The sequence below is a fragment of the Clostridium chromiireducens genome, assembly GCF_002029255.1.
Classification (GTDB): domain Bacteria; phylum Bacillota; class Clostridia; order Clostridiales; family Clostridiaceae; genus Clostridium; species Clostridium chromiireducens.
In genome coordinates, this window is the sequence record NZ_MZGT01000104.1 from 1 (window position 1) to 12,548 (window position 12,548).

Annotated in this window: 6 protein-coding genes and 2 rRNA genes; all 8 read left to right on the top strand. The window is 30.8% G+C overall.

Translation table 11 applies throughout. The features are described 5' to 3' along the window. Positions 1 to 89 (top strand): 5S ribosomal RNA (rrf, locus tag CLCHR_RS22290); the annotation flags it as partial. Positions 90 to 658: 569 nt separating this feature from the next. Further along, positions 659 to 3,328, top strand: a complete 2,670-nt coding sequence (gene glgB, locus CLCHR_RS22295; RefSeq protein ID WP_139376286.1) for a 1,4-alpha-glucan branching protein GlgB — start codon at positions 659 to 661, stop codon at positions 3,326 to 3,328. Between the two features lie 91 nt (positions 3,329 to 3,419). Continuing rightward, a complete protein-coding gene (gene glgA / locus CLCHR_RS22300; RefSeq protein WP_079442103.1) occupies positions 3,420 to 4,859 on the top strand; it encodes a glycogen synthase GlgA in 1,440 nt (479 codons plus the stop codon). 25 nt (positions 4,860 to 4,884) lie between these two features. Then, positions 4,885 to 7,320, top strand: a complete 2,436-nt coding sequence (locus CLCHR_RS22305) for a glycogen/starch/alpha-glucan phosphorylase (protein ID WP_079442104.1) — start codon at positions 4,885 to 4,887, stop codon at positions 7,318 to 7,320. 12 nt (positions 7,321 to 7,332) lie between these two features. After that, the gene (locus CLCHR_RS22310; RefSeq protein WP_079442105.1) at positions 7,333 to 9,159 is read left to right on the top strand and encodes a glycoside hydrolase family 13 protein; all 1,827 of its coding nucleotides are present in this window, start codon (positions 7,333 to 7,335) and stop codon (positions 9,157 to 9,159) included. Between the two features lie 271 nt (positions 9,160 to 9,430). Beyond that, positions 9,431 to 10,591 (top strand): glucose-1-phosphate adenylyltransferase, encoded by a 1,161-nt coding sequence (locus tag CLCHR_RS22315; protein ID WP_079442106.1) that lies wholly within the window; start codon positions 9,431 to 9,433, stop codon positions 10,589 to 10,591. Between the two features lie 24 nt (positions 10,592 to 10,615). Beyond that, positions 10,616 to 11,716, top strand: a complete 1,101-nt coding sequence (gene glgD / locus CLCHR_RS22320; protein ID WP_079442107.1) for a glucose-1-phosphate adenylyltransferase subunit GlgD — start codon at positions 10,616 to 10,618, stop codon at positions 11,714 to 11,716. 620 nt (positions 11,717 to 12,336) lie between these two features. Next, a 16S ribosomal RNA gene (locus CLCHR_RS22325) occupies positions 12,337 to 12,548 on the top strand; the annotation flags it as partial.

Below are 12,548 nucleotides of genomic sequence, written 5' to 3' on the forward strand. Positions count from 1 at the left end.
TCCTTCCCATTCCGAACAGGAAAGTTAAGGTCTATAGCGCCGATGGTACTGCACGGGCGACTGTGTGGCAGAGTAGGACGTTGCGAGGTAACTTAAAAGATAGTTGTAATGACTATCTTTTTTATTTTTATTAGATATCTAAAATTTAATAAACTAATAATAAAAATTGATGTTAATATATATAATTTATTATTATATGAGAAAAAATTTTTACTTGAATATAAACTAATAAAATATAAATAAAAAAGAGATAATTTAAATTAAGTTATCTCTTTTTTTTATTTTTGTAAACAATTAAGTAACTAATAAGTCTTAAACTTACATTGTAGATAAGTTTATTATTACAAAAAAGTACATAGAAACTTTATGCATTATAGCTGAATATCTATACACAAATAAACAAAAAAAGTTAAATGAGTTAATAATTTTAATAAAAAAAATAGAAAAATAAGTGAAATATACTACAGAATTTGGTAAGATAGATATATATAATAAAAGAAAAGTATAAGTATTCAAAATTTATCCGATGGCTAGCATCCGTGATACTCCATTTCTTTGGGGATGAAATAACGGATATGTACTGAGGATATAAGCTAAAGTAAGATTCACTTGGCGATTATGAGAGGGATAGAGAAATATGAATGGGGGGTATGGTTTAATGCAAAGTAACTCTAAGAGAGATAAGTCCAATGAAAAAGAGGAGTTAGTCACTAGGCAAAATATAGATGATATAGAGAAACAAGATAATGAAATAATTGACGATAAAGTATCTTCAGTTGTTAAAAAAGAAAGAACTGTAAGGGGTAAGAGAAATACACAAAAGAAAACTGATATAAAGGAGAAAAAAGAATCAACAATTAATGAAGATGAAATTAAACTTGAAATCAAGGAAAAAAATATTGTTGACAATGAAAAAGATGATAGAATTAAAACAAAGTCTAAAGTAAAGACAAAGAAATCTAGTACAAAAAGAGGTACCGAGGCTAATGTTAAAACTCCTGTTGAATTAAATAAAAAAAGTGATTTAGAAATACAAGAGAGCGAATTAAGTGAGAAGGGCATAATAATAGATGAGGGAAAAAACGAACAAATAGTTAATGGTAAAGTTGAGGAGAAATCAGGTCATAAAAAATCACATCATAAATCGAAAGCAGGAATCTTGAAAAAGACATCTTCAAAATCGAGAGCTTCAACTAAAATTAGTGAGAAGGACAATATATTAGAAGCAGGAGAGATTAAGAAAAGTTCAGGAAAAAAAGAATTATCATCAAAAATAACCGAAAGTAAAGATATATCATCTAATTTAAATCTAGGTAAAACACAATCTAAAACAGGACAAGTCAAAAATACAGTTAAAAAGGTTGTTGAAAAATTGGATAAATCTGAAATAACAAACTTTAACACATATTTATTCCATCAAGGTAAGAATTATGATGCTTATAATATTTTAGGCGCGCATATTAGGACTGAAAAAAGAAAAAAGGGAGTGCAATTTTCGACTTGGGCTCCTAATGCTAAAGACGTGTATGTTGTTGGGGATTTTACTGATTTTGAAGTGAAAGAAGAGTACAAGTTAGAAAAGATAACCGAAAATGGTTTATGGAAGGGATTCTTTATAAAACCTAAAGTTGGGGATAAGTATAAATACTGCATAGTGGAAAGCAACGGTGAAAAAGGTGAATACAAATCTGATCCATATGCAATAAAAACTGAATTAAGACCTAATAATGCATCTATAATATATGCTCCTAAGGATTTTACTTGGAATGATGAAGAATGGATAGAAAAAAGAGATAGAATTAATGTTTTGGAACAACCATTAAATATATATGAAATTCATTTAGGATCTTGGAAGACTAATAATGATGGTAGTTTTCTAACATATGAGGAGATTGGGGAAGAATTATCTAGTTACATTAAAGAGATGGGATATACACATGTAGAGATTATGCCACTGGTTGAACATCCGTTAGATGCTTCATGGGGATATCAAGGAACTGGATATTATTCACCAACAAGCAGATATGGTGATCTTGAAGGTCTTAAGAAGCTAATAAATAAATTACATGAGTCAGATATAGGAGTAATAATGGATTGGGTGCCGGGTCACTTCTGCAAAGATGCTCATGGCTTATATAAATTTGATGGCACACCAACATATGAATATCAAGAAGAATGGAGAGCAGAAAATAAAGGTTGGGGAACTTGTAATTTTGATTTAGGTAGATCGGAAGTAAAGAGTTACTTAATATCAAATGCGTTATATTGGTATAGAGAATTTCACATTGATGGATTAAGGGTAGATGCTGTATCTAGTATACTGTATCTAGATTATAGTAGGTCACAGGGAGAATGGTTGCCTAATAAGTATGGTGGAAATGGAAATTTAGAAGCTATTGAATTCATAAAGGAGTTAAATAGAGCTGTTTTTGAAGAATATCCAACAGCACTTATGATAGCAGAGGAATCAACTGCGTGGCCAAATGTAACAAAGCCGCCTGCATATGATGGACTAGGTTTCAATATGAAATGGAACATGGGATGGATGAATGACACATTAGAATATGTCCAGATAGATCCTAAATATAGGAAGAATAATCATAAAAATATAACATTCGCTATGATGTACACTTATGCTGAGAACTATTTATTACCTCTTTCACACGATGAAGTTGTTCATGGAAAGAAATCATTGGTGGAGAAAATGTGGGGAGATGAGTGGAATAAGTTTGCAGGCCTCAGAGCATTTGTTGGTTACATGATGGGGCATCCAGGAAAGAAATTGCTGTTCATGGGATGTGAATTCGCACAAACAATCGAGTGGAGAGAATATTCTCAATTAGAATGGAATTTATTAGATGATTTGGAGATTAACAAGAAAACACAAATTTTCTTTAAAGACTTAAATCATTTGTATCTTAATAATAAAGCTTTTTGGGAACTTGATCATGATTATAGAGGCTTTAACTGGATAGAGGCAGACAATAATGAGCAGAGTATATTAATCTTTACCAGAAGAAGCAGAAATGATAATGATACATTAATTTTCATAATTAATTTTACATCTGTAGTATACTATGATTATGCAATAGGAGTACCGTTTTATGGAAGCTATGAAGAAGCATTCAACACAGATGATAGTAAATATGGTGGATCAGGGCAAACAATCGGAGAAGTATTATTAGCTGAGAAATGCCCTTTCCACAATCAGCCATATTCGTTAAAAATAAAAGTTCCACCAATGGCAACATTAATACTGAAAGTAAATGACCTTAATATGGAGCAAGAAATAAACATCGCTGAAGAAGTGATAGTCGAGGAAAATTAAGATGATATAAATTAAAAATAATATGAGATTAGGATTTCATGAAGTATTAGATAATATTAAAATGTTGTTTTTAGGCTAAGGGGGATAAAGAATGAGAGTTTTATTTGTATCATCTGAGGCAAGTCCGTTTATTAAAACCGGGGGGCTTGGAGATGTTGCGGGAGCATTACCAAAAGCACTTGCACAAAAAAATACAGATGTGAGAGTTGTTATACCGAAGTATAAAGAAATAAGTTGGGAAGTAAGAGATAAATTAAGATTTGTTAAATGGTTCAATGTGAGAGTTGGTTGGAGAGAACAGTTTTGTGGAGTATGGGAATGTTTATATAATGGAGTGACATATTATCTTTTAGATAATGAAGGATACTTTAAAAGAGATGGGAGCTATGGATTCTATGATGATGGAGAGAGATTCGCATTCTTTGATAGAGCTGTATTAGATCTGCTTAGACAAATTGATTGGCAACCTGACATAATTCATTGCAATGACTGGCAAACAGGAATGCTGCCCGTATTGTTGCAGTTTGAATATAAAAAAAATGATATGTTTTATTGGAAAATGAAATGCGTATATTCAATTCATAATATAGCATTTCAGGGCGTATTTGATCCTCAAATACTACCAGAATTATTCGGATTTGATATGGAACTTTACGATAATACATGTTTAAAATTCGATGATGGTGTCAGTTATATGAAGGGAGGGCTATATTACGCTGATATAATAACTACTGTTAGTGACAGTTACGCATATGAAATACAAACACCTGAATATGGTCAAAGACTAGATGGTGTATTAAGAGACAGATCCTATGCATTACGAGGAATAACCAATGGTATAGATTACGATGAGTTTAACCCTAAGACAGATAGATTTATTAAAAAGAATTATGATATAAACTCTATAGAGGATAAAGTAATAAATAAAACTGAGCTACAAAAGGAATTAGGACTAGCTATTGATGAGAATGTTCCCATGCTGGCTATGGTAACAAGGTTGACAAGCCAGAAGGGCATGGATTTATTAGTAAGTATCTCAGATAGACTACTACAACAAAATGTTCAACTAGTTATACTAGGAACAGGGGATAAGCATTATGAGGAACATTTCGAGTGGTTGGATTTTAGGTATGGAAATAAAGTATCTGCCAATATTAAATTCGATAATGGGTTAGCGAATAAAATTTATGCAGCATGTGATATGTTTTTAATGCCGTCACTTTTTGAGCCATGTGGATTAGGACAATTAATTGCTCTTCGATATGGTTCAATTCCTATAGTTAGGGAAACAGGTGGATTAAAAGATACAGTTACGGCTTATAATGAGTACACTGGGGAAGGAAACGGATTTAGTTTCCGAAATTATAATGCAGATGAGTTATATAATATAATTCAATATGCATTATGGATATACAAGGATAAGGAACAGTGGAATGATCTTATTAAAAATGCGATGGATTCTGACAACAGTTGGAATAAATCAGCACAAATATATCTAAATCTTTATAAAGAATTAGCAGGAAAAGATTGAAGCGCTGTGATGAGGGGGTATATCAATGCTCGAAATGGATAAAAAGACATTTAAAAAGGCTTACGTTAATAAGTTTTTAGAAATGCATGGTATTGAGTTAAAAGAAGGAACTAAACAACAAAAGTATGATGCTTTGGGGAGTCTAGTGCGGGATTATGTTACAAGAACATGGCTTAAAACAAATAAGAAATATAATAAAACTGGAGAGAAACAAGTTTATTATTTTTCTATGGAATTTTTATTAGGAAGATTACTTGGAGATGCACTGCTAAATATAGGTATAAGAGATGTATGTAAAGAAGCATTATCTGATTTAAATATAGATTTAGAAGAGTTAGAAAATCTTGAGCAAGATCAAGGGTTGGGAAATGGTGGACTTGGAAGATTAGCAGCATGCTTTTTAGATTCCATGGCTTCTTTAAATATACCAGGAAACGGGTGTGGGATAAGATATAAATATGGATTTTTTGAGCAAAAGATAATAGACGGAAAGCAAGTAGAAGTATCTGATGATTGGTTAAGGGAAGGAAATGTATGGGAAAAGAGAAAAGCTGAAAAAGCTGAAATAGTTAAATTTGGCGGGGAAGTAAGAGTAAGTGAGATAAATGGACGTTTAAATTTTACGCATATAAACTATGAACCTGTTTTAGCTGTTCCGTATGACACACCTATTGTAGGATATGAAAATGAGATTATAAATACTCTTAGATTATGGAGCGCAGAAGCTGTATCAAATGAATTTGATTTTTCATCTTTTAGCAGAGGAGATTTTCTACAAGCTATTAAATATAAAAATTCGGTTGAATCAATCTCACAAGTTTTATATCCAGAGGATTCATTTTATGAAGGTAAGATGCTTAGATTAAAACAACAATATTTCTTTGTATCTGCAGGAATTCAAAGCATTATAAGACATTTTAAGAAGCATGGTAAGGATATACAATTATTAGATGAGAAAGTAGCAATTCATATAAATGATACACACCCTACGCTTGCAATACCAGAACTCATGAGGATATTAGTAGATGAAGAAGGACTAGAATGGGAAACTGCGTGGAGAATAACAACCAATACAGTATCTTATACTAATCATACAATACTATCAGAGGCTTTAGAAAAATGGTCGGTAGATATGTTTAGAAATTTGCTCCCAAGAATATATATGATTGTTGAGGAAATAAATAAAAGATATTGTAAGGAAATTCTTTTAAAGTATCCTGATAATTGGGAGAAAGTTAGAAAAATGGCCATAATAGCAGATGATAAAATCAAGATGGCGCATTTAGCTATTGTGGGCAGTCACAGTGTAAATGGAGTGGCGAAACTTCATACAGAAATATTAAAGAAAAAGGAAATGACTGATTTTTATTATCTATATCCAAATAAATTTAATAATAAGACTAATGGAATTACTCATAGAAGATGGCTTTTGAAAAGTAATCCAGAACTTACAAAGTTAATTAAAGATACAATTGGTGATAGTTTTATAAGGCATCCAATTGATTTAAGAAATTTTGAAAGACATTTATATGATGAAGTGATTTTAGATCAGTTAGGAAAAATAAAGAAATTTAACAAAGAAAAGCTAGCAAATATAATATTAAAAAACGATAATGTAAATGTAGACCCGGATTCTATATTTGATGTGCAGGTTAAAAGAATACATGCTTATAAAAGACAGATTCTTAATTGTTTAAGGATAATGGATTTATATAATAGGCTCATTGATAATCCTAATTATGATATGGTTCCTAGAACTTTCATATTTGGAGGTAAAGCTGCACCAGGATATTATCTAGCAAAAAATACTATAGAATTAATCAATAGTGTTGCTAACAAAGTGAATAATGACCCTAGAGTAAATGAAAAAATGAAAGTGGTATTTATTCAAAATTATAGGGTGTCTTTAGCTGAACAAATAATTCCTGGAACAGATGTAAGTGAGCAAATTTCTACTACAACAAAAGAGGCATCAGGGACATCAAATATGAAGTTCATGATGAATGGGGCTATTACGGTAGCAACATTAGATGGAGCAAATATTGAAATAAGAGATGAAGTTACAGATGATAATATAGTGATTTTTGGGCTAACTGCAGATGAGGTGCTTAACTATTATCAAAATGGAGGATATAAATCTATTGATATATATAATAGTGATATAAGAGTAAAGAGAGTAATTGATGATTTAGTAAATGGAAAATATCATAACGATAAGGATAAATTTAGAAGCATTTATGAAAATCTAATAAATTATAATGATGAATTTTTTGTTTTGCAAGATTTTGATTCGTATTTAAAGGCTCAAGATAAAATTGATACTCTTTATAGAGATGCTAATAAGTGGCAGAGAATGTGTGGAATTAATATAGCTCATTCAGGAATATTCTCATCTGACAGAACAATAGAAGAATATGCAACAGGGATTTGGGGATCTGAGGTAATTTATAAGAATCTATAGGAGGGTAATCAAATGAACGGTATACAGGTAGTACATGACTCGCAAAGCATAAAATTTAGGAAGCCCTTCGGAGCTGTAGAAGTAGGTGAAAAGGTTAAACTGTCAATTAATGTTGATAAAGAGGTAATTGTAGCAGTAGAATTAATTCAGTTTGATGGTACCAGAATAAATGTGGGGATGGAAAAGGAATATTTAAATAATGGCGAATTCAAATATTCAACAGAAATTGATACATCTGATGCTTTGGGAATATTAGAATATTATTTTATTCTGATGGATGGGTATGATAGGTTATATTATGGAAACAACGATGAACATTTAGGGGGAGTCGGCCAAATATATACTTATAATCCTGTGCCGTATCAAATAACGGTATATGAAAAATCTCATATACCTAGTTGGTATAAAGAAGGAGTAATATATCAGATTCTTATAGATAGATTCTATAATGGAAATGATAATAATACTATAAGTTCTCCTAAAGAAAATTCATTTATATATGGAACATGGAACGACAATCCAATGTATATTAAAGATAACTTTGGTAGGATTGTTAGATGGGACTTTTATGGGGGGAATCTAAAAGGTATTATAAAAAAGTTAGAATATATAAAGTCCTTGGGTGCTAATATTATACAACTAAGTCCCATATTTAAATCTCCTAGCTGTCATAAATATGATACCGGGGATTACGATATTGTGGATGAAATGTTTGGTACAAACAATGAGTTTGAAGAATTATGTAGGGCAGCAGAAAGCAAAGGAATTAAAATTATCCTAGATGTTGTGTTAAGCTATACTAGCTCGGATAGTAGATATTTTAATAGATTAGGAAATTATGACGATATTGGAGCATATAATTCTCCTAATTCTAAATATTACGAGTGGTATAAGTTTATTAAATATCCTTCTCAATATGAATCATGGTGGGGAATAAGCGAAAGACCAAACATTGATTCGATGCAAAAGGGGTATATTGATTTTATTATTGAAAATGAAAATTCAATTATAAAAAAATGGATAGCCTTAGGTGCAAGTGGATGGAAATTAGATGTGATAGATGAATTACCAGATGAATTTATAGAGTTGATTAGAAAAAAAGCTCAGGAAATTAGTAATGATGTCGTAATATTAGGCGATATTTGGGAAGATGCATCTAATAAAATAAGCTATTCGAAGAGGCGAAAATATTTTAGTGGTAAGGAAGTACATGCTGTAACTAATTATCCTTTAAGGGAAAGTTTAATTAATTTTACTAAAGGCTATATAAAATCAAGTCGGTTTAGACAGAGAATTATGTCATTGTATGAAAATTATCCAAGAGAAAATTTTTATGGGAATATCAACCTTGCAGGAACAAATGATACTGAAAGGATTTTAACCGTTCTAGATGGTAATATAGAACTATTAAAATTAATTGTAGTTATTCAGTTTACATTACCTGGGGTGCCACTGATATATTACGGGGACGAGTCAGGATTAAAAGGTGGAAAAGAGCCTGATAATAGAAAGAGTTATCCTTGGGAAAAAGAGAATAAGGAAATTCAGGATTTTTATCGAAGGATAATAGACATTAGAAATAGTGAAAATGGTTTAAAAAAAGGGGATTTATATATCTTTGAAACAGAGGCAGATGTGTTTGCATTTGAAAGAAATTATGAAAATGAAAAAATAATAATCTTAGTCAATGTTTCAAATGAGCATAAATTAATTAATGATATAAATTTGAATGGAACTTATGCGAATTTATTTGACGTCAGTGAAAAATATAAATTTGTAGGAAAAAATAGTGTTATATCTGTTTTTCCGCGTAATTTTAAGATATTGCGTAAAATCTAACTTGTTAGAACCTGATTAAGTAGATAGAAAATTGACGAAATATTTTAGTATATATTTATATGGAAAAAGATGTAAAAAGAATGTATAATATACTGTATCTAAAATAACACAAAACGACGTTACAACTTAGTAATAATGAATTAATGATAATATAATAGGCTATAAACTTATTGACATGAAAACAATATGTTAAGCATATTATTAAATATAAAAGCATAAAATATAAAATTTTATCTAATGAGAACAAGAACATGTGAGAGGAGATAATATTATGGGTAAAAACGAAATTGTGGCAATGATATTGGCTGGTGGACAAGGATCAAGATTAGGGGTATTAACAAAAAAGCTTGCAAAACCAGCGGTGCCATTTGGAGGAAAATATAGAATTATAGATTTTCCACTAAGCAACTGTTCAAATTCGGGAATATATACAGTTGGAGTGCTAACTCAATATAAGCCATTAGAATTAAATGCACATATTGGAATAGGTGAGGCATGGGATTTAGATAGGGCTCACGGTGGCGTTCATGTATTACCGCCTTATCAAGAAGAAAAAGGTGGAGAATGGTATAAGGGAACAGCAAATGCAATTTATCAAAATATAGAATTTGTTGATAGATATGATCCGGAATATATACTAATATTATCAGGAGACCATATTTATAAAATGGATTATACAAAAATGTTAGATTTTCATAAAGAAAAACAAGCAGATGCTACTATAGCAGTAATTGAAGTTCCAATGGATGAAGCGTCTCGTTTTGGGATAATGAATACTAGAGAAGATTTATCCATATATGAATTTGAAGAAAAACCAAAAAGTCCTAAGAATAACTTGGCATCTATGGGAATTTATATTTTCAACTGGAAAACTCTTAAGAAATACTTGAGGGAAGATGAAGCTGATAAGAGCTCAAAAAATGACTTTGGAATGAACATAATTCCGAGTATGCTTGGAGAAGGAAGCAAAATGGTTGCATATCCATTTAAGGGATACTGGAAAGATGTTGGTACTATTGATAGCTTATGGGAAGCCAACATGGATTTAATAAAAGAAGATAATGAACTAGATTTACATGATGAGAATTGGAAGATATATTCAGTTAATCCGGTAAGACCTGCGCAATATATTGGTGAAAATGCAAAGATATCTAACTCGTTAGTGGTTGAAGGATGCATTGTTAATGGACAAGTTGAAAACTCTATATTATTCCAAGGTGTCCAAATAGGAAAAAATTCAGTTGTTCGTGATTCAATAATTATGACAGATGCAAAAATTGGAGATAATGTAGTTATAGAAAAAGCAATAGTTGGAAGCGGTGCTATTGTAAGAAAAGATTGTAAAATTTCTTTGGGAGATGAAATTGCTATTATAGCAGCAAAAGAAGAAGTGAAAATGGGTACAGTTATAGAAAATAATAAAGCTGTTTAGATAGGTACTAAGGGGGAGAAAGAAATGAAAAATTGTATTGGTATAATTAACCTAGATGAAAATGAAAACAGAATGGGAGAATTAGTTGTCAACAGATCTCTTGCTTCAGTTCCAATAGCAGCAAGGTATAGAGTTATAGACTTTATTTTGTCGAATATGAAAAATTCAGGAATAGATTGTATAGGAATATTTACGAAAAATAAATCAAGATCATTAATAGACCACTTAACAAATGGTAGACCATGGGATCTAAATAGAAAAAAGGATGGACTAAAAGTTTTTAATTTTGGAAATGATGAGCCGGTTTATGATGATGTTCATAATTTTGCTGAAAATATACAGTTTTTAACACATAGTAAAAGAGAATATGTATTATTAGCACCAAGCTATATGATTTGTAATATAGATTATAACGAAGTATTAGAATACCATAAGAGTACGGGGAAAGATATTACAATGGTATATAAAAAAGTAAATAATGCTGATGAAGCTTTTGGAGATTGCGGAGTACTGAACTTTGATGATTCGGAAACTGTTATAAGTGTAGGAGAAAATATAGGTAAGAACCCAAAAGCTAATATTAATATGGAAATGTATATACTAAAAACAGAATTGTTTATTAATATAGTAAATGAATGTGTAAGTAGCGGAATGTATAGAAAAGTTAAAGAATATATTCATAACAATCTAAATACTCTGACTGCTGGGGCATACGAATTTAAGGGCCATTTAGACTGCATAAATTCTATTAAATCTTTATATGACAGCAATGTAGGATTCTTAAATAGAAAAATTAACAAAGAAATTTTTAACGAAGAAAGGCCTATTTATACTAAAACCAAGGATGAAGCACCAACCCATTATGCAGATAAGAGTAACGTTATAAATTCAATAATAGCAAATGGTTGTCGAATTGAGGGAACGGTTGAAAACTGTATAATAGGTAGAAGAGTGTATATAGGAAAAAACACCAAACTTAAGGATTGTATAATAATGCAAAATAGTATGATTGGTGAAAATGCAGTATTAGATAATGTAATAGCGGATAAGGGGAGCGAGATAAGAGCTGGAGAGACTCTTATAGGATCTATTATGTATCCACTAGTTATAAAGAAAAAGAAATAGTGTTGAAATTAAAAGCGTATAAAGTAATTATTGATATATTAGTAAGAATATTAATAGTTTAAGATAAAATAGGTATTGAAGTTTAAACTAAAAATTAGACAATCAGAATTGTTACCTTGAATATATCGTCAAAGAGTGAACTCTTTAACATCAATATATAGAGAAACAATTTAATGACTAATAGTAGTTTAAATTTTCAATACCTATTTTAACTATTCGTATTAGTGAGATTTGTTTATCAATTACAAAATAAATCATAAAAACTAGTGCAATTTTTTTAGGAATGAAAGTTATATCGTGGCAAAAATAAGTTTTTAAAGAAAAATGTTGACACTATAATTATAACATGTTAATATGAAATACGTCGCTAAGAGACATGAAACATTTTGGATGAATCGATAAAAGAGTTTTTAACAAAGACTTTAAAAGATTTTGAAAAAAGATGTTGACAGGGTCGAAAGCAAGTGATATACTAAGAAAGTCGCTTGAGGGTGACAAGAAATAAAGTGAGTTACAACAATATGTTGTAAGGAAAATTGGTCTTTGAAAATTGAACAGAATATATAAATACATTTAAGTAAACCAGCAATTCTTTATTTGAGTAAGCTAAGATTAAACTTTTTATTGAGAGTTTGATCCTGGCTCAGGACGAACGCTGGCGGCGTGCTTAACACATGCAAGTCGAGCGATGAAGTTCCTTCGGGGACGGATTAGCGGCGGACGGGTGAGTAACACGTGGGTAACCTGCCTCATAGAGGGGAATAGCCTTTCGAAAGGAAGATTAATACCGCATAAGATTGTAGTTTCGCATGAAACAGCAATTAAAGGAGTA

Bases quoted from the DNA above. Each gene is read 5' to 3' on its own strand.
- CLCHR_RS22305 (WP_079442104.1), top strand. From the start codon at position 4,885: ATGCTCGAAATGGATAAAAAGACATTTAAAAAGGCTTACGTTAATAAG.
- glgD (WP_079442107.1), top strand. From the start codon at position 10,616: ATGAAAAATTGTATTGGTATAATTAACCTAGATGAAAATGAAAACAGA.
- CLCHR_RS22310 (WP_079442105.1), top strand. From the start codon at position 7,333: ATGAACGGTATACAGGTAGTACATGACTCGCAAAGCATAAAATTTAGG.
- CLCHR_RS22315 (WP_079442106.1), top strand. From the start codon at position 9,431: ATGGGTAAAAACGAAATTGTGGCAATGATATTGGCTGGTGGACAAGGA.
- glgB (WP_139376286.1), top strand. From the start codon at position 659: ATGCAAAGTAACTCTAAGAGAGATAAGTCCAATGAAAAAGAGGAGTTA.
- glgA (WP_079442103.1), top strand. From the start codon at position 3,420: ATGAGAGTTTTATTTGTATCATCTGAGGCAAGTCCGTTTATTAAAACC.